We start from the raw sequence: 19,113 nt of genomic DNA on the forward strand, positions 1-19,113 counted from the left end.
TGCATGAGGATAATACTTTTGTTAAAGAAAACAAAAGGAGTGTTATCGATGCCATTCGGAGCTCATGAAGCAATGGAAGTCCATGAAATTTTAACAGAAAAAATTAATATGATTAACCATTTTAATCTCTATGCACAACAAGCGAAAAACCCTCAGTTAAAAGAAATGATTCACCGTCATTTACAGGAAGAAATTAAATCCTATGATACTGTGGTCTCTTATACACATGATTATCAAAATTTCGCGCCAATGTCGCCAAATACGCATGTTGGGTCCGTTAAACCGGATCAAATTCAATATGGGTTGGATAATCCAAGCATGGTAACCCCTGAAACGAACACCACCTTTAATGATTATGAAATCGCTAGTGCCTTGCTAATCTGCCATAAGAATGGTGCGGCAAATGGCGTAAGGGCTACCCTAGAAATTGCCGACCCTAATCTTCGTCAAGTTCTTTTAAATGGCGCTGTTAACTGTGTGAATCAAGCCTATGAAGTATTTTTATTTATGAATCAGCAGGGGCAATATCAAATCCCAACGATGAGAGATCATACTGCGAAAACCTATTTACACACTTTTCAGCCTGTCAATGAATCATTAAAGGCTCAGTATATGGTCAATCCTGGCCAAACACAAAGTGTTGACCAAGGGATGATGGTTAACAACATGATGGGTGGTACTCAAATGAACCAGCCATCACATGTTTCAAGATCGGGACAAAATATGATGCCGATGGGCCAAGTTGGCGGAATGTCAACTGGCGCAATGCAGCAGCAACATGTTCAAAACCCAATGTATGGTCAAATGGTGGGAAATCCAGGTAATATGCAGAACGGCAGTCATCATTACAATCATTAAACTTTTTCCTAAGTGGACATGGCAGATAGACGCCATGTCCACTTTTGTTTCAGCATTATTTACAAGCATAGAGGATTGTCCCATTCCAATTTTCCATCTGCGAATATGATTAATAAAGGCAGGTGAGAGAGTTGTATTTAGTTGGTTTTTATTCACCAAAAGCAAAATCAGGGGTAACTGAATTGTCTGTTTCCATTTATCATTGGTTAAAAACAAACACTAATCTATCCGTTGCTTTCATTTCCTATGGTTCCTTAGAAAGAGAAAATCCTTCAAATGAGTTGATCCATGAATTTTCTAAATTGTCCGTTCCTGAACAAAAGCGCAAAGTTAAACAAATGAAGAAAGCGCATGATATTACGATTTATGATGCATCAAGCCAATTATCAGAAGGAGTATTAAAGCTATTACCCATCGTCGACCGTTTGTTTGTTGTCGGGGAAGAACATAAAGAATTTGCGTACAATCTCCAGCAAATCATCCAATTTGATAAAATGTTTGATAGAAGCGTCAAAAGTTTTATAGCTCATTTACGAGGCAATAAAACCTTTATTCTTCAGGAAAGTAAGGACAACCATGTGATCGGATTTAACTATTCCAAGCAGGATACGGATGATATTGGCCAAATGATCTATTCTGATTATGTAACACATTACTTAAATGAAAAATTAATTGATAAAAACGAGAATGTCTTTCGAAAAATCAAGAAGATCCCAAGGGAAGATTTCTCTAAGGGCCTCTATGAATTGGGACTTGATTACGAAAAAGCTATCCTGTATGAAAGGTACGTTAAGTTCCGAGAGCTTATGGGGCAGACCTACGAAGACGCCCTTGAAGACCTCTTCCCACTATTCATGCACACCACCTTCCCGCAAATCCTAGACAAACTTCAAGCCGAACTCTACATGATCTCCAAACTCAATTTCTAACCTTTACGGTGCCTGTCACCATTTGTACTGCCAGGATGTTAGAAATGTCCTGGCAGTTTCTATGTGAAAATAAGAGAATTAAATGGAAAGTTTCGCTATTGTGGGTTACGATTTGAGTAAGATGTAAATTATATGAAGTGACTGATTACTAAAGTTGCAAAACTCTATTCGACGACGAAGGGTGATATGCATGAAATATCATTTTGATGAGATTGTTAATCGCAGAGGGACCTATTCCATCAAGTGGGATGGCGGTGAAATGATTAAAAAGATGGGTCTTACGGACAGGTATGACGAAGAGACGATTCCTTTGTTTACGGCAGATATGGATCTACCCGTTCCAAAGCCCTTAATTGATGCCTTACATAAAACAGTGGACCATCGAATTTTCGGTTATTCCATCTTTCCGGACGAGTATTTTGAAGCGATTCAACACTGGTTCAAAAAGAAACATGATTGGGAAATCAAGAAGGAAGAAATTATTTATAGTCCAGGAACCGTTCATGCCTTAAATATAGCCGTGAGAACATTCACTAATCCAGGTGAAGGAATTATCATTCAACGGCCAGTTTATCCTCCATTTACATCAGTGATTGAAGCCAACGGCCGAGAACTCTTAAATAATGCCCTAAAATGTGATGAAGACGGGTATTATCATATCGACTTCGCCGATTTTGAGGAAAAGGCAAAAGATGAAAAGACAAAAATGTTCATCTTATGTAACCCCCATAATCCCACTGGAAGGATCTTTAACCAAGAAGAATTACGGAAATTATCTGATATTTGTGCATCAAATGATGTGGTAATTGTCGCGGATGAAATCCATGGTGATTTGATTCGTCAGAACCAAACATTCATACCGATCGCAAAAGTAGCGGAAAATAAAGACCATATTATCTCGTTTACAGCCATCAACAAAACGTTTAATCTTGCCGGGCTTCATTGTACGAATGTCATAATCACCAATCCTAAACATCGAATCAGCTTCACCCGTGTAATGGGTAACCACTTACCGTCGCCTTTCACGGTATCAGCCTTGATCTCTGTCTACCATGATGGTGATGAATGGCTCGAGCAGCTAAAGGAATACATTGACGGGACGATGGAATGGGTCGTTGACTTTTTAGCTAAAAACATGCCGAAGGTTAAGGTGAGAATCCCTGAAGGAACATATATTATGTGGATGGATTTTAGCGGGTATGGCTTAACACCCGAACAGGTTCATGATCGGATTTATAACAAGGCAAATGTTATTCTAGAAGACGGAAAAATGTTTGGTGAAGAAGGACTAAACTATCAAAGAATTTGTATCCCATCACCACGTCCAATGATAAAAGAAGCGTTTGAGAGAATTGCCAGGGAATTTGAAGAGGTAGAATAAGACAGCATAAAATGTTTATTAAACTCAAAGAAGCAATGCCAAATCCCAGAAGAGGGGTGTGGCATTGCTTTTTCTATTTTCTAAGTATAATGGTTACTTTTTCTCTGATAACCATTTAGCGACCACGGCTACATCGTCACCTGAAATCACGCCTGCAGGCATACCGTTTTTACCATTTTTAATAATATGTTCTATTTCACTTTGATTATATTTAGAACCAATTTTAGTTAAGGCCGGGCCGGCTCCGCCTTGTAATTGGTCACCATGGCAAGTAATACAGTTTTTTCCCGACAATATCCTCCGCATTTCCTCCAGATGCAGATGCGGTAACATTTCCATTCGCAGATACAGGTTCAGAATTTTTAGGACCTTCGTAAACGAAAAGTAAAAATACCAAGCCTGCTGCTAATATGATATTGAATCCAGTTATCATGGTTGTTTTTTTCATATGAATCTCCTAATTAGTTATTTTCAGAAAAAAGAATGCCAATTAAAAAAAATGGACCATACAAGGGTGTTGATTAATAAGCCTACGATAAAAAGAGTCCATTGATTTTTCTTCTGTTCCCAACAAGCGACAATCAAAGCTAGACCAACTGGAGCTCCGATAAAGGCCAGCCAAGGAAAGGAATCAAAAGATTTAGCGCAGTAAACACCTAAGCAGGCGGTTAACAGTAAAGAGAAAACGAGCTCACTTAAGAAAGTTAATTCAGTTTTTATATGAGTGGTCATGATTTCACACCTCTATTGACATTGATTTCATTTTGCATATGCTAACTTTGAACATTTTGTGACAAAACGTTTGTGCTTTTTTTAATTATTGGCGTATACTAGTAATTGTTTTTTAGGCTAACGAAATAAAGTATACTAGTTTTTAATTTATTAAAAAAGGGGTGTTCAGCAATTTATTATGGAACAAGCCAATATACAACAAGATCAAGAACAGCTCCTTGTTGCACATCTAACCGAATTAAGGAAGCGAATTATTATCGTACTAGTTTTTTTAATCCTTTCCTTAATTGCAGGATTTATTGCTTCTCCGACGATCTTACAATATATTAAATCACAGCCATCAGCAGTTAGAATTGAATGGAATGTGTTTGGATTTGCAGATGGAATTGCGATTTATTTTAAATGTGCGCTTGTTTTGGCCTTATTAATTACCTTACCAGTTGCCATGCATCAAACGTGGCTGTTTGTGAAACCGGGGTTAACTGACGAGGAAAAAAAGGGTGTAGTGATATTCATCCCAATAACGTTATTCTTATTTATTTTGGGAGTGTCGTTTAGCTATTTTGTTTTATTCCCAATGATGATTCATTTCTTGTCCTCCATTAATCAATCCATTGGTGCGACAGAAACGTATGGAATTAATCAGTATTTTAAGATGATGTTTGGCATTATATTACCTGTCAGCCTTATGTTTGAATTACCTGTGATTATGGTGTTTCTAACGAAGATTGGCTTGGTAAATCCGAAGTTTTTAAAAAAGATAAGAAAAGTTGCTTACTTTGTTTTAGTGGTCTTGGCGATCACGATCACGCCACCTGATTTTATATCAGATTTTATCTTTAGTATTCCATTATTGATTCTCTATGAGGTTAGCATTCTATGTTCTAACTGGGTCTATAAAAAAAACAATGGTTAATTGGTTTGATCTATTAGATCGATCTAATAACAAACGCGGGCTTTATTTCCGTAAAAGAAAATTAATTCTAAAGGGGGAATTTGTGGATGTTAAGTTCTATCGGTGTTCCAGGCTTAATTATCATTTTAGTGTTGGCTTTGATCCTATTTGGTCCATCTAAATTGCCACAATTAGGAAAAGCTGTTGGCGATACATTACGTGAGTTTAAAAAGTCAACTAGAGAAATGGTTGATGATGTGAAAGAACCTTTTGAAGTCGACAGTAAGAAGGAGAAGCAAAAATAATTTTTTTGCTTTATTATTAGATCGATCTACTAGATCGATCTAATATTCAAACCTTACTAATTAAACAATCTCAATTTATCTAATGAAATGGGGGGTTTTCTGTGTCAAAAGACGAGAAAAAATTAAATGGGGTTCAGGACAAAGCAAGACGAACCTTTATGAGAAATTCAGGATTAACCGTTGGCGGTTTGATTGTGGGTGGAGCTGTAGGAAGCATTTTCGGAACGAAATCTTCCTCCAAGACAGTGCCAACTTCAGCGCCAGTACAAGAGATGGCTGCTAATCCAAATGAGGCACTAATGTTTTTTAATCAAAATCAATATCAGACCACAGCAGCTGCTGCTGAACGTATTTTTCCGAAAGACGAAACTGGCCCGGGAGCAAAGGATTTGAATGTTGCCATTTATATCGATCATCAACTGGCTAGTCCATGGGGAGTTAATGCGAAGGATTACATGATGGGACCTTTTAAAACGCCCGATGAAAAACAAGGCGGACAATTACGGATTCTCCGTAAGGATCTATTCCTTTTAGGCTTGAATGGATTAGATGATTACAGCAATAAAAAATATAAAAAGAAATTTACTGAATTAGAAGCTAAGGAACAGGATGAAGTGTTGGTAGATTTTGAGAGTGGAAAAGCTGGTAATCTTTCCGGTGTATCGACAGCCGCGTTTTTCAAAATGCTTCGCACGTTGACCATTGAAGGAGCATATGCCGATCCAATGTATGGCGGCAATAAAGACATGCAGGGCTGGAAAATGCGGAAATATCCTGGGGCTCAGATGGGATATACCAAAGAAATTCAAAGTGATAAATTCGTAGAATTAACTCCACATAGTTTACATGACCATATGGGTCATTGATGATAGAAAGGAATGAATAAAAATGGCTACAAAACTTCCAAAAGTGCCAGTAGTAATTGTTGGTATGGGATGGGCAGGCGGAATAATTGCCTCCGAATTAACAAAAGCAGGAGTGAAAGTTGTCGGAATTGAACGAGGAAAAGATCGGACGACAAGTGATTATTTAATGGGACATGATGAACTCCGTTATCAGCATCGGACAGAGTTAATGCAGGATCTTTCAAAAGAAACCATCACTTCCCGTAATAATAAAAACATGACGGCCCTTCCAATGCGCAGTTACGGGACCTTTATTGTTGGCGATGGAGTTGGCGGTGCCGGCAGTCACTGGAACGGACAAACGTATCGTTTCTTGCCATATGATTTTGAAATTAAGACCTTAACGGAAAAGAAATATGGGCCTAATAAAGTGAAACCCGAGTATCTTATCCAAGACTGGGGGATTACGTACGACGTAATTGAACCCTATTATGATAAATTCGAAAAAATGGCAGGAATTTCTGGTGAGACCGTTGAGAAATATGGTAAACGGACAAATCCATATCCTACCGGCCCAATGGTGAAAACACCAATCATGAAGGAATTTGAAACAGTAACCAAAAAACTTGGGTACAGCCCATATGTAATTCCTTCTTCCAATCTATCAGAATCATATAAAAATCCAGATGGCATTCAACGTGGTGCCTGCCAATATTGTGCCTACTGTGAAAACTTTGGCTGCGAATACGGTGCGAAAGCTGATCCAGCTGTAACAGTTATTCCTGTGGCAAAACAGACGGGAAACCTTGATTTAAGAACACATTCTAATGTTATACGGATCTTAAATGATGGTAAAAAAGCAACTGGTGTGCTATATGTAAATACGATTACAGGTGAAGAGTTTGAGCAGCCTGCCGATATCGTAGTTGTCGCAAGTTATGTATTTAATAATGTAAGACTTCTACTCAATTCTGGTCTAGGTAAGCCGTATAATCCAGAAACAGGCACAGGTGTTGTTGGTAAAAACTATTGCTATCAAGTAACCGGAGGAGCAACCACCTTATTTTTTAATGATCGAGAATTTAATTTGTATGGTGGTGCCGGTGCATTAGGGATGGAGATTCCAGATTTCACAGGGGATAGTTTCGACCATACCAATGAAAACTTTATTCACGGAGGCTGTATCCGTGTGACACAATATGGAAACCGTCCAATTGCGAACAATAACGTTCCAAAAGGAACACCTGCATGGGGCGAGGAGTTTAAGAAACAATCGATTAAATATGCAAACAGTACCTTCCCAATTAAGGTACAAGCATCCAGCATGCCGCACAAAGACAATTATCTTGACCTTGATCCTACATATAAAGATGCCTACGGTATGCCTTTATTACGGATGACTTATGACTATACGGAACAAGATCGTGAAATGGTTAAATACATGTCTAAGATCACGAAAAAGATTGCCAAAGAGTTTGGCGCTGACATTATGGAAACTTCTGAAGAACAAGCGCCGTTTAATGTAAATAAAGATACCAATACGCATAACACAGGGGGAGTAATCATGGGAGCAAACCCTGAGACCTCTGCGGTTAATACGTATTTACAAATGTGGGGTGCGGAAAATGTATTTGTTGCGGGGTCTTCTGCATTTCCTCACAACAGTAATTTTAATCCAACTGGTACATTAGGTGCCTTATCGTATCGTGCAGCCGAAGGCATTTTAAAATATATTAAACAAGGTGGATTACTTGTTTAATGCGTCATAAAGATTACCTGTCTCAGAATTTGGGGCAGGTAATTTTTTTGTTTTTAAGAATTACTATATAATTAAAGTCTAGTAAGTACTCAATAGGGTGGTAATATGAAACGAAAAAAAGGGTCGAGAGTCACACTAAAAGATGTAGCTGAACATGCTGGTGTTTCTCGGGCAACGGCTTCACTTATTGTGAGAAATAGTCCAAATGTTTCCGATCAGACAAGGAAAAAAGTGTTAGCAGCGATGGATGAGCTGGGCTATGTATATGATCGTGTGGCGGCTAACCTTCGCTCCAAGCGTTCGTCCACGGTGGGAGTAATCTTTACGGATATTGCTAATACATTCTTTTCTGATTTTTTAAAAGGAGTCACGACAACATTAGAAGCGGAAGGTTATACGGTTCTCTTAGGCACAACGTTTGACTCTGAAGAAAAGCAGGTTCGGCTTCTGTCTACTATGCTTGAACATCGAGTAGACGGGATTATTTTATGCCCTGTTTCAGGAAGTACGAGGGAACCAATAGATAAGATATATAAGCTGGATATCCCTATTGTCCATTCAGTAAGAGAGATTTCGAATGTTGAATGTGATTATGTTGGGATCGATTATTTTAAAGGTGCAAAAATGGCTGTAAATCACTTAATTGAAAATGGACATCAACGAATCGCTTTTGTTGGCGGCCGAATAGAATCAACTGCCCGGCAGCAAAGAATAGAGGGATTTATGGAGGCTTTTCAATCTGCTGGTTTAGAAGTGGACCCGTCGAAGTTCATTAGTACAGCCCCAACAAGAGATGGCGGATCAGCAGGAGCTAAGGAGCTGATAAAAAAAGGTGCACAGCCTACGGCCATCTTTTGTTTTAATGATTTAGTCGCACTTGGTGTTATGGTAGGTTTAAGGGATTTAGGGCTTGTACCTGGAAAGGATGTTGCGGTTGTTGGTTTTGATGATATACCTGAAGCAAGTATAACAAATCCTCCCTTAACAACCGTATCCTCATTCGCCAGTCAGATGGGTTCCAATGCCGCAAGCCTTCTTCATAAAAGAATTGTAGATATTGACCGCCCAAGGGAACGAATTATTTTACACCCAGATTTAATTATTCGAGATTCTACATTTGAGAATGGGCGGTATCAATAATACTTTGGTCTATACATCATGAGTTGCTATAATATAAGGAGGACTATTTTGGAAAAGCAAGGCGTCATTTCACTTGGAGAAGCATTTGTCGACTACATTTCAGTCGATTCTAGTAATACAAAATTCCAACAGCTGTTGGGTGGTGCTACCGTTAATGTTGCAGTAGGGACACAGAGGCTTGGAATCCCAACTTATTATTTGTGTAAATTGGGTCAGGACGAAATCAGTCAATTTGTTGAACAAGAACTAGCGAACGAGGGTATTAATACCGAATTTGCTGTTCATACTCCGAGTAAAAAAATTTGTGGAGTCTACGTTTATACAAACGGTCAGGGCGAGCGCTATTTTCACTCATACCTGAATGATACTCCAGATGAACAATTAACAGCGGATGAGTTGAAAAAAGAAGTGTTTCAGCAGACAAAGATATTTTATTTTGGGTCGGGTACGCTTTTTCACAAAAAAGCGAAAGAGACAACAGAAACTTCATTAAAATATGCCAAACAGTTTGGGAATATCATTGCCTTTGATACAAACATTCGCTTAAAACGCTGGGAGAGCGAAGAACAATGCCGCGATACGATTATTTCGTTTTTGCAAAAAGCAGATATTGTTAAAATGGCAGAGGATGAGTTATATTTTTTGACTGAAACCGATTCACTTGAAATCGGATTAGAAAAATTAGCTTTATGGAAGGTTCCTTGTCTGTTTGTTACCTTGGGCGGAAAAGGGGCATTCGCTATTATGGATGGTGACAGAGTTTACGAGCCTGCTCCAGCAGTCAAAGCGGTCGATACTACTGGGGCAGGAGACGCGTTTATTTCAGCATTATTGTACTGCTTCCACGAGAATGGGATGCCGTCCAATCGAGAGCAATTAACCAAATACCTGCGATTTGCCAATCAGGTTGGAGCCGCGGCCACAACCGAGATCGGTTCCCTAACTGCTAACTTAGACTGGGCCAAATTAAAAAAACAATATCAGTAGGTACCCATTTTCGATTCTTTATGATATTATTCTAGTATTGAAATTTTATAGCAGAGGTTCTAGTCCCCCTCGTTAAAAAAACTAAGAGGAAGCAGCACTTCTATCTTGGGGTGCTGTTTTTTCTATTTGAAAGGAGAATTCCTTAGTATGTTGAAGGATGAAAAAGCAGTTGTCGTATTCAGTGGAGGCCAAGACAGCACCACTTGCTTATTTTGGGCATTAAAACAATTTAAAGAAGTAGAAGTTGTTACATTTGATTATAACCAAAGGCATTCTTTAGAAATTGAGTGTGCTAAAAATATAGCGAATGAACTTGGTGTCAGGCACCATATTTTAGATATGTCATTATTAAACCAACTGGCACCAAACGCATTAACCCGGAATGACATTGAGGTAAAAGAGGGTGAGGACGGCGAGCTTCCATCGACGTTTGTCCCTGGACGGAATCTTTTATTCATCTCCTTTGCAGGCGTCCTGGCGAGCCAGGTTGGAGCTAAACACCTTGTTACCGGCGTATGTGAAACGGACTTTAGTGGTTACCCAGATTGCCGTGATATTTTTATAAAATCGTTAAACGTAACCTTAAACCTGTCGATGGATAAGGAATTTGTGATCCACACTCCGTTAATGTGGCTGGATAAAGCTGAAACCTGGCAGCTGGCCGATGAACTCGATGCCTTGGATTTTGTAAGAGAAAAAACATTAACCTGTTACAACGGAATCATTGCCGACGGTTGTGGGGAATGTCCTTCCTGTCTATTACGAAAAAAGGGCCTTGAGAAATATTTAGCAACAAGAGAGGCGTTATAAAAATGTATGGTTTCCGGATTGTCGATAAACTTCAAAAAATAAATGAGGATATCCAGCCCAATCAATTAAAGTACCATCACAAACGGGTACTTGTCAGCAAGGAATTTACCTTTGATGCCGCCCACCATTTGCATTGCTATGATGGCAAGTGTAAAAACCTCCATGGCCATACCTATAAAGTAATCTTCGGAATAAGCGGTTTTGTAGATGAACGAGGCCTGATGATGGATTTCGGTGATATTAAAGACATTTGGAAAAATGAAATTGAAATCTTCCTTGATCACCGCTATTTGAATGAAACGCTTCCGCCGATGAATACAACCGCAGAAAATATGGTGGTATGGATTTACGAGAAAATGGCAGAGGCATTAAAGCAAACGGAAAGAGCTGAAACGTATTCAGGAGCGAGGGTGGAGTTTGTCCGTTTATTTGAAACTCCAACAAGCTATGCTGAAGCAAGACGGGAGTGGATGGAAAATGAGTAAAATTCCCGTAATGGAAGTTTTCGGACCAACCATTCAAGGTGAAGGGATGGTTATTGGCCAAAAAACGATGTTTGTCAGAACGGCTGGATGCGATTATTCCTGCAGCTGGTGTGATTCTGCCTTTACATGGGATGGTTCAGGGAAAGACGATATCCGGATGATGGAAGCAGAAGAGATTTGGACCGAGTTAAAACAAATTGGCGGGGACAATTTCTCTTTTGTCACGATTTCTGGGGGAAATCCTGCTCTCTTAAAAAATCTTGACTCTTTGATCGATATTTTGAAGGATCATGATATCAAAATTGGGTTGGAAACACAGGGGAGTAAGTGGCAGGATTGGTTTGTTAAGATTGATGAATTAACCATTTCACCTAAACCGCCAAGTTCCAACATGGTAACGGATTTCAACGCTTTAGATATGATTCTCGATAATCTGAAGGAAAATAATGTTAGCTTAAAGGTCGTCATTTTTGATGATCATGATTATGAGTATGCAAAAACGATTCACCGCCGCTACCCGGGCGTTCCTTTCTTTGTACAGGTTGGTAATCATGATATCACCACGGCAGATAACCAGAAGCTGCTATTCGATTTATTAAATCAATACGAGCGTCTCATTGATAAAGTGATACTGGACCCGGACCTTAATGACGTTAAAGTCCTGCCGCAATTGCATACATTATTATGGGGAAATAAACGAGGAGTTTAACCAGTACCCGGCCCACAGCTTTACAGTGATGGGGGTCGGGTACTGGTTTTTATTTTTTCTAAAAAAAGCGTTGTCCCTTGATAGAGTGCAGTCTGGTATTGATGGTTCTTTAGTTCTTCAGGGAGCGATATCGTTAAAAGATTCCTTTGTTCCTCAGCGTCCATTGTTAGTGTAAAAATGTCAGCTAGTGTGGATAGTTGATTTGCCCAAGTCATTTGGTCAGTTGTTGTGAGAGTACCTGCTTTAGCCCAGGTACTTAACGTTTCTATTGCTGTTTTTAAGTAGATATATCCCTCAGAAAATAATGTGGTTTTTTGGTCACATTCCTCGAGTATGACGTTACTTTTTTGTGCAAACGGATTATATTTCATACTTTCTTTTGCATCTTTGAGAACAAATTTACAGAGCTGCAGCTCTTGTTGAAGTTTTATTAACTCGTTTTGCAGTTCTTTTTCTTTCGTGAGATCGGAACCGTTTTTTAGCCATACTGCTAGTTTTGTAAAAACACTTGCCATGCTGAGGGAGAAATCCGAGCATTTGTTTAAAGCTTGTTTTGAATAATTTGGCGGGTGGATCATCATTTGAATCAGCACCGCCGCAAGTGCGCCAATTAAGGTATCACGAAACCGATCGATTGGATAGTCTCCTGCTTTTTTCCCCAATACAAAGACAAGCAATACAGTTAAAGCGACTTGATGGATCGCAGTTTCTTCACGTTTTAACCATTTTGCGATAAAGCAGCCGATGATGATCAAACTACCTAATGTCCAGCCATTTACTTTTACAAAAGGTTCTAAAAAAACGACAATTACTATTCCAATAACGGTTCCTACCATTCTTTGATAGGAAAAACGGATCGAACGGTCGATCGTTGTTTGTAAGCAAAGAATGACCGAAATGGGTGCCAAGTAGGGATGGTTAGATCCTGCCAGTTTTGCAATCTCCCATGAAAGGGCGGAAGCTACTCCCATTTTCCAAATCAAAACCGTTTTATTTTCCATTTGTTTTTTTAATTGCTTTTTTGATTTCAATGTAACGGCCCCTTTATACGTGTCCGCAGCGTGGTTAGTTTTACCAAGAAAGCTTTTTCTATACGGGTGATAGGACTGATACAAATGTTTCATTATGTTCACTATTTTGGTACTATAAGGTTTGAATTTACATATTAAATGGATTAATAAACTAAAAAAGGTGACTTATGAAAATTATTGTTATAGGAGCGGGAATTCTCGGCGCATCCACCGCCTATCATCTAGCCAAGTTGGGTGCCGAAGTTCTAGTAATAGATCGCCATGATTCAGGTCAAGCCACTGATGCGGCCGCTGGAATCGTATGTCCTTGGCTCTCGCAGCGGCGGAATAAAGCCTGGTATCAACTGGCGAAAGGCGGTGCACGTTATTATCCGAATTTAGTTGCACAGTTGGAAGCAGATGGTGAAACAAATACAGGGTATAAGCGTGTCGGCGCTATTAGTCTGCATACTGTTCCTGAAAAGCTTGAACAGATGGCAGAGCGAGCAAGAAAACGCCGTGAGGAGGCCCCTGAAATCGGAGAAATTACCATTTTGAGTCCTTCTGAAACAAAGAGTTTATTTCCAGCTTTAGCGGATGAATATGGGTCTGTGTACGTTAGCGGCGGTGCACGTGTGGATGGCAGAGCTATTCGTGATGCCCTGATGAGTGCTGCACAAAAACATGGAGCTGCGTTAATGAGAGGGAATGCTTCGATTGTTTCAGAGGGCGAACGGTTTATGGGGATTAACCTGGAGGGGACATTCCTGCCGGCTGATCGGGTCATTGTAACCGGCGGGGCTTGGTCAAAAGAGTTATTGCAGCCTTTAGGGGTTGAGTTTTTAGTTAAGCCGCAAAAGGCACAAATCATTCATCTTGAATTGCCTAATGCAGATACTGGTTCCTGGCCTGTGGTCATGCCGGTTAGTAATCAATATATCCTTACTTTTGAAAATGGACGAGTGGTCGTTGGTTCAACCCATGAAAATGAAGCCGGTTTTGATCACCGCGTAACGGCAGGCGGCATCCAAGAGATTTTGAATAAGGCTCTTGAGGTGGCACCGGGGCTTTCGGATGGTACTTATCTTGAAACACGTGTGGGGTTCAGGCCTTTTACGCCGGGCTTTTTACCAGTGATTGGAGCTTTACCTGATTATGATGGCATCTATGTGGCAAACGGTCTTGGTGCCTCGGGACTCACGAGTGGACCGTACATTGGGGCCGAGCTTGCTAAGCATGTTGCAGGAAAACCAACAGAGATAGATTTTAGTCTCTACGATGTAGCGGGGGCAATTGAAAATAGGGAGTAAATGATCGCTGCGGCCATTTGGATGGGGACAAAACAATAATGGAATCTGAGGAATATGTCTTTATATCGGGTTCATGAGGACAAAACAATAAGAATATCAAAGGAACAAGTCCACATGGGGGGTTCATGAGGACAAAACAATAAGAATATAAAAGGAACATGTCCACATGGAAGGTTCATGAGGACAAAACAGTAAGAGTATCAGAGGAACATGTCCACATGGAGGGTTCATGAGGACAAAACAGTAAGAGTATCAGAGGAACATGTCCACATGGAGGGTTCATGAGGACAAAACAGTAAGAATATCAGAGGAACATGTCCACATGGAGGGTTCATGAGGACAAAACAGTAAGAATATCAGAGGAACATGTCCCCATAGAGTGTTCATGAAGACACAAACTCAAGAAACCAATAGTCTTGTCCTAAAAACGCGGTCCAGAAAACCAACCTTCAAATATGCATCCAACTTAAAAAAAGACCTGCTTTTCTATCAAGATAGAAGCCGGTCTTTTTTAACTATTAAGCACCTTTTTTCACATTCTGCTGTTTACCAAATAACTGTTCAAGAATAGAGTTATGTTTAATTCTAGACACAAACAATGGATTTAGTACCACCGTTACGATCACATTGGCCATTAAGCCCCAGAAACCTTCATAGATTCCAAACGATTTTCCAGTTGCATAAACAGTGAAGGTAACCACTAAACCAACAATTAACCCCCCAATAGTAGCTTCTTTTGTTTGATTTTTCCAAAAAAGGCTAAACACAATGGCTGGGAAAATTTGTACCATTCCGGAAACCCCTAGCAATTGTAATGAAACCAGGGCAGAAGGGAACACCATTCCGAACACTAAGGCAAGTCCAATTACGACAAATACCATACAACGAGTAACCAAAGTAAGTTTTGCGGGGTGAACCTTTGGATTAATTAAATCACGGTAAATATTATTGGCAAACAAATTGGATGCGCCAATTGCCATTATGGAACAAGGTATTAGTGAAGCAAGAGCTATCGTTGAATAAGCTAAACCTTGGACAACGCCTCCATAAGAAACTTGGATCAAATTCAAAAGTGCAAATCTTGGGTTCGTACCTTCTGGAAGAACATGAAAGGCCACAAAACCAAGGAAAATTAATAGAATTAAAACAATATTATATAATGGAAGAAAAATAGCATTCTTACGAAGCGCATCGGCACTTTTTGCTGTAAATACACCTGTCGCAGCGTGGGCCCACATAAATAAAGCCAAGCCCGATACCAACGAAGCTGTTAAAAACCATGGGATCCCTTTAGGACCTGCTGTAGGAATGGTTAAGAGCTGAGGTGAATCGGTTGCTACCTTATCAATCATCGCTCCCCAGCTTCCAAAATGAATGATCGGGAGATTCACGACCAGGAATAACATAATCACCCACACTAAAATGTCTTTAATAACAGCGGTATAAGTTGGTCCCTTAATCCCGCTGAAAAATGTAAATAGTGCTACTAGAAGGAAAGATATGATGACGACAACTTTTACATTAATAAATCCTGTTCCTGCCACTGTCAACGTATCTTGAATTCCCGCTAATTGCAAATCTATGTAAGGAATAAGCATTAACACACCGACCACCGCGATTAAGAAGGATAAAAATTTACTATTAAATCGCACCTTCGCATAATCGGCTAGTGTAGTTATTTTATGATTCTTTGAAAACTTCCATAGCTTAGGAAGGAAGAAATAGGAGATAAAGTACGCAATAATGGTATATGGAATCGCAAAGAATGCTAGACTTCCACCTGTGTATGCTGTACTAGTTAGCCCTAAAAAGGTATAAGCTGTGTAAAGGTCAGCGCCGACTAAAAACCAGACTAGTAAGGTCCCAAAACGCCTCCCGCCGACAGACCATTCTTCGACTGAACTCCTGTTCGTTTTATCTCTGCCGGATATGAATCCTATCAAGACAACCCCTAAAACGATGATTCCTGTAATTAACAAAGCTGTAAGATTTCCTTGCATTACTCAGCACTTCTTTCTGTTTTTTGTAATTTGTAAATCGCAAAGGTACATAAAGGAGTGACTAGCATTCCGAAAAATAACCAAAACGCCAGGAAGGGTAATCCAAAAATAATTGGATGAATCCGGTTAACAAATGGAATGGCTGCCAGCATAAAGATAAAAGGCACAATAGAAAGTAAAACAACGATGGACTTTTTGCCCATTTTTATAACCCCCTGTTTGAAAAATTTTTCAACGATAATAATAGTATCAATTATTTCCAGTTAAAACAATATAATTTTTAGAAAATAGATAAAATTCATTAATATTGAAAAACCATATTTAATTTAAAAGATGACAAAGTGTCAGTTTAATCTTTGACAAATGACACTTCGTCATTTACAATAGTTTCATAGTGACAGCTTGTCATATGAATGGCATTTACTAATAGTGGTTTACGATTGGAGGAGTAGCCGTTGCCCAAAGTCACCTTTATCAATTTACCTGAAGAAAAAAAACAGACATTGATTGCGGCAATGAGAAAAGAGTTTTCAAGAGTTCCGTTATATGATGCATCTATCTCAAATATCATTAAATCTGCTAATATCCCGCGCGGAAGCTTTTATCAATACTTTGAAGATAAAGAGGACGCCTTTTTCTATCTTTTAAATGATCTGGTCATTAAGATACGGAATAACTTTGTTGTTTTACTAAAAAAATATGATGGGGATCTTTTCGATACCATGATTGATTTCTATCAGCACATTATCATGGAAGAAGAGGATGTTCATTTTTTAAAAAATGCGTTTTTAAATATGACTTATAAAATCGAATTATCTTTTTCAAAAATCTTTAGAGGCCAAGAAAATAGCGGCAGCCTAAGTAATTTTCTTTCTTCTCTTAATACGAATAACTTAAATATTTCAAACCATAAGGATTTGTTTCACCTCTTGCAAATTGTCTTTACGATAACCTTGCGAAATGTTGTGGAAAAGTTTGCCCGAGACCTATCGAATCATGAGGCCTTGGCCAATTATAAAATTGAGATGAATCTTCTAAAAAGCGGATTAGTCCGGAAGGATTCATAATGGAGGAACAAACGTGAAACGAGTTAAACCACCCAAGAAGCCACTAATATTTTATTATGGAATCATAATCGTTATTATACTGCTATTAAATTCATTTATTTTTCCAGCAATTACGAACCACTCCGTCAAGGAAGTCGATTATGGGACGTTCTTAACCATGGTCGATAAAGGACAAGTTAAACAAGTTGAAATTGATGATAACACAATTACGTTTAAATCAACTAAATCGGCCTTATATAAAACAGGGACGATTGAAGACCCTGAATTGGTAAATCGTTTGCATAAAGCAGATGTTAAATTTACAAAGGTGATTCCAAAAGAAACGTCGCCGCTGTTAAATTTCATCCTTTCTTGGATCCTTCCATTTGCTATTTTTATTGCGATTGGGCAATGGTTAACGAAAAAAATGCAAGGTAAAATGATGGGCGGAGGCGGTCCATTATCATTTGGAAAAAGCAATGCCAAAGTATACGTGGAAACCGAAACGGGAATTACCTTTAAAGATGTGGCCGGCCAAGATGAAGCGAAGGAGGCACTGCAAGAAATCGTCGACTTCCTTCATAATCCGAAAAAGTATAAAGAAATTGGAGCGAATATTCCAAAGGGCGCTCTCCTAGTAGGACCTCCGGGTACAGGGAAAACGATGCTGGCCAAAGCGGTTGCTGGTGAATCAAAGGTACCGTTCTTCTCTATGTCAGGTTCGGAGTTTGTCGAGATGTTTGTTGGTATGGGGGCTGCTAGAGTAAGAGATTTATTTAAACAAGCCCAAGAAAAAGCCCCATGTATTGTGTTTATTGATGAAATCGATGCAATTGGGAAAAGCAGAAATTCCGGAATGGCTGGGGGTAATGATGAACGGGAGCAAACGTTGAACCAGCTGTTAACGGAAATGGATGGGTTTGATGCTGATAAAGGTGTCGTGATCCTAGCTGCTACAAATAGACCAGAAACACTTGATAAGGCGCTTTTAAGACCTGGCCGTTTTGACCGAAGAGTACCGGTTGAATTACCAGACTTGAAAGGCCGTGAATCGATTTTAAACGTTCATGCTGCAAAAGTGAAACTAGCGGATGACGTTGACTTCAATGTGATTGCTAGGGCAACTTCTGGTGCATCCGGTGCGGATTTGGCCAATATTATTAATGAAGCTGCTTTAAGAGCCGTAAGATTAGGCGGAACCAAGGTAACTCAAAATGATTTAGAAGAGTCTGTCGAAGTCGTTATTGCTGGTTACCAGCGTAAAAACGCCGTCATTTCCATGAAGGATAAATTAACGATTTCCTATCATGAAATTGGCCATGCCTTAGTTGCAGCCAAGCAGAGTCACTCTGCTCCTGTCCATAAAATCACGATTATTCCGAGAACTTCTGGTGCATTGGGTTACACCATGCAGGTTGATGAGCAGGAAACAGTCTTAATGACAAAAGAGCAGGCCTTGGATAAAATCACTACCTATATGGGAGGACGTGCAGCTGAGGAGATCATCTTTAAAACGGTGACTTCCGGTGCTTCCAATGACATTGAACAAGCTACAAAGATTGCCCGAGCAATGGTTACTAGATTTGGTATGAGTGAAGAGTTTGATATGATGGCACTTGAAACCGTAAATAATCCCTATTTAGGCGGGGATACTTCGTTAATGGTGTCAGCGGAAACAGCTGCCAAAGTAGATGCGGAAATTCTTAAGATTATTAAATCTTGCCACCAAAATGCGATTCGGATATTAGAGGAAAATAAAGATAAATTACATGAATTGACTAAATATCTATTAGAAAAAGAAACCATTACCGGCGACGAATTTATGTCTATTTTATTGGCTTAGTCGTAATGGGAATAACGTATGCCAGGGTAGAATTAGCTACCCTGGCTTTTTGTTTTTGGATATAGGATA

General features: G+C 39.4%; 21 protein-coding genes. 15 read left to right on the forward strand and 6 right to left on the reverse strand.

Features of this window, described 5'->3' with window-relative positions; translation table 11 throughout:
• Positions 1-3: 3 nt before the first annotated feature.
• From ACZ9EE_RS29015 to ACZ9EE_RS29025, 3 genes are all read left to right on the forward strand, one after another.
• On the forward strand, positions 4-858 hold the full coding sequence (locus ACZ9EE_RS29015) for a spore coat protein (RefSeq protein WP_476032029.1): 855 nt from the start codon (positions 4-6) through the stop codon (positions 856-858).
• 122 nt (positions 859-980) lie between these two features.
• Positions 981-1,787: a hypothetical protein gene (locus tag ACZ9EE_RS29020; RefSeq protein WP_476032030.1), complete on the forward strand. Its 807-nt coding sequence runs from the start codon at positions 981-983 to the stop codon at positions 1,785-1,787.
• Positions 1,788-1,977: 190 nt separating this feature from the next.
• Positions 1,978-3,168 (forward strand): MalY/PatB family protein, encoded by a 1,191-nt coding sequence (locus tag ACZ9EE_RS29025; RefSeq protein WP_476032031.1) that lies wholly within the window; start codon positions 1,978-1,980, stop codon positions 3,166-3,168.
• 93 nt (positions 3,169-3,261) lie between these two features.
• Here ACZ9EE_RS29025 and ACZ9EE_RS29030 read toward each other — a convergent pair whose 3' ends face one another.
• Genes ACZ9EE_RS29030 through ACZ9EE_RS29040 form a run of 3 tightly spaced genes read right to left on the reverse strand, consistent with a single transcriptional unit; the run spans position 3,262 to position 3,900 of the window.
• Complete coding sequence (locus ACZ9EE_RS29030; RefSeq protein WP_476032032.1) at positions 3,262-3,474, reverse strand: c-type cytochrome; 213 nt, start codon at positions 3,472-3,474, stop codon at positions 3,262-3,264.
• The gene (locus ACZ9EE_RS29035) at positions 3,428-3,616 is read right to left on the reverse strand and encodes a hypothetical protein (protein WP_476032033.1); all 189 of its coding nucleotides are present in this window, start codon (positions 3,614-3,616) and stop codon (positions 3,428-3,430) included. Before ACZ9EE_RS29035 ends, ACZ9EE_RS29030 begins: the two co-directional genes overlap by 47 nt.
• A 23-nt stretch (positions 3,617-3,639) precedes the next feature.
• Complete coding sequence (locus ACZ9EE_RS29040; RefSeq protein WP_476032034.1) at positions 3,640-3,900, reverse strand: hypothetical protein; 261 nt, start codon at positions 3,898-3,900, stop codon at positions 3,640-3,642.
• Between the two features lie 178 nt (positions 3,901-4,078).
• On the opposite strand from ACZ9EE_RS29040, the gene tatC reads away from it, so the two are divergent.
• The 9 genes from tatC to queE all read left to right on the forward strand — a co-directional run bounded on the left by tatC (position 4,079) and on the right by queE (position 11,835).
• Complete coding sequence (tatC, locus tag ACZ9EE_RS29045; RefSeq protein WP_476032035.1) at positions 4,079-4,816, forward strand: twin-arginine translocase subunit TatC; 738 nt, start codon at positions 4,079-4,081, stop codon at positions 4,814-4,816.
• Between the two features lie 86 nt (positions 4,817-4,902).
• Positions 4,903-5,100 carry a twin-arginine translocase TatA/TatE family subunit gene (tatA, locus tag ACZ9EE_RS29050; RefSeq protein ID WP_476032036.1) on the forward strand — a complete coding sequence of 66 codons (198 nt, stop codon included), beginning with the start codon at positions 4,903-4,905 and terminating at the stop codon, positions 5,098-5,100.
• A 101-nt stretch (positions 5,101-5,201) separates the two neighbouring features.
• Entirely contained in the window at positions 5,202-5,966 is a 765-nt protein-coding gene (locus ACZ9EE_RS29055; protein ID WP_476032037.1) for a gluconate 2-dehydrogenase subunit 3 family protein, read from the forward strand.
• Between the two features lie 22 nt (positions 5,967-5,988).
• Complete coding sequence (locus ACZ9EE_RS29060) at positions 5,989-7,704, forward strand: GMC family oxidoreductase (protein WP_476032038.1); 1,716 nt, start codon at positions 5,989-5,991, stop codon at positions 7,702-7,704.
• Positions 7,705-7,809: 105 nt separating this feature from the next.
• Positions 7,810-8,844, forward strand: a complete 1,035-nt coding sequence (locus ACZ9EE_RS29065) for a LacI family DNA-binding transcriptional regulator (protein WP_476032039.1) — start codon at positions 7,810-7,812, stop codon at positions 8,842-8,844.
• Positions 8,845-8,892: 48 nt separating this feature from the next.
• On the forward strand, positions 8,893-9,831 hold the full coding sequence (locus tag ACZ9EE_RS29070; RefSeq protein WP_476032040.1) for a carbohydrate kinase family protein: 939 nt from the start codon (positions 8,893-8,895) through the stop codon (positions 9,829-9,831).
• Between the two features lie 150 nt (positions 9,832-9,981).
• Entirely contained in the window at positions 9,982-10,641 is a 660-nt protein-coding gene (queC, locus tag ACZ9EE_RS29075; RefSeq protein WP_476033140.1) for a 7-cyano-7-deazaguanine synthase QueC, read from the forward strand.
• A 2-nt stretch (positions 10,642-10,643) separates the two neighbouring features.
• The gene (queD, locus tag ACZ9EE_RS29080) at positions 10,644-11,126 is read left to right on the forward strand and encodes a 6-carboxytetrahydropterin synthase QueD (RefSeq protein ID WP_476032042.1); all 483 of its coding nucleotides are present in this window, start codon (positions 10,644-10,646) and stop codon (positions 11,124-11,126) included.
• Complete coding sequence (gene queE / locus ACZ9EE_RS29085) at positions 11,119-11,835, forward strand: 7-carboxy-7-deazaguanine synthase QueE (RefSeq protein WP_476032043.1); 717 nt, start codon at positions 11,119-11,121, stop codon at positions 11,833-11,835. The genes queD and queE overlap by 8 nt, the downstream gene beginning before the upstream one ends.
• Positions 11,836-11,855: 20 nt before the next feature.
• Here queE and ACZ9EE_RS29090 read toward each other — a convergent pair whose 3' ends face one another.
• Positions 11,856-12,866, reverse strand: coding sequence for an FUSC family protein (locus ACZ9EE_RS29090; protein WP_476032044.1), 1,011 nt, complete (start codon positions 12,864-12,866; stop codon positions 11,856-11,858).
• 167 nt (positions 12,867-13,033) lie between these two features.
• Here ACZ9EE_RS29090 and ACZ9EE_RS29095 point away from each other — a divergent pair, with 167 nt between their 5' ends.
• Entirely contained in the window at positions 13,034-14,155 is a 1,122-nt protein-coding gene (locus tag ACZ9EE_RS29095) for an NAD(P)/FAD-dependent oxidoreductase (RefSeq protein WP_476032045.1), read from the forward strand.
• A 518-nt stretch (positions 14,156-14,673) separates the two neighbouring features.
• On the opposite strand, the gene ACZ9EE_RS29100 is transcribed toward ACZ9EE_RS29095, so the two are convergent.
• Positions 14,674-16,155, reverse strand: coding sequence for a sodium:solute symporter family protein (locus ACZ9EE_RS29100; protein ID WP_476032046.1), 1,482 nt, complete (start codon positions 16,153-16,155; stop codon positions 14,674-14,676).
• On the reverse strand, positions 16,155-16,358 hold the full coding sequence (locus ACZ9EE_RS29105) for a DUF3311 domain-containing protein (protein ID WP_476032048.1): 204 nt from the start codon (positions 16,356-16,358) through the stop codon (positions 16,155-16,157). The genes ACZ9EE_RS29100 and ACZ9EE_RS29105 overlap by 1 nt, the downstream gene beginning before the upstream one ends.
• Before the next feature lie 252 nt (positions 16,359-16,610).
• Between ACZ9EE_RS29105 and ACZ9EE_RS29110 the strand changes: the two genes are divergently transcribed.
• Together ACZ9EE_RS29110 and ftsH are read left to right on the forward strand one after the other, a co-directional pair.
• On the forward strand, positions 16,611-17,222 hold the full coding sequence (locus ACZ9EE_RS29110; RefSeq protein WP_476032050.1) for a TetR/AcrR family transcriptional regulator: 612 nt from the start codon (positions 16,611-16,613) through the stop codon (positions 17,220-17,222).
• A 13-nt stretch (positions 17,223-17,235) separates the two neighbouring features.
• Positions 17,236-19,044, forward strand: a complete 1,809-nt coding sequence (ftsH, locus tag ACZ9EE_RS29115) for an ATP-dependent zinc metalloprotease FtsH (protein ID WP_476032051.1) — start codon at positions 17,236-17,238, stop codon at positions 19,042-19,044.
• Positions 19,045-19,113: the final 69 nt, after the last annotated feature.

The organism is Bacillus sp. URHA0034 (genome assembly GCF_056280405.1).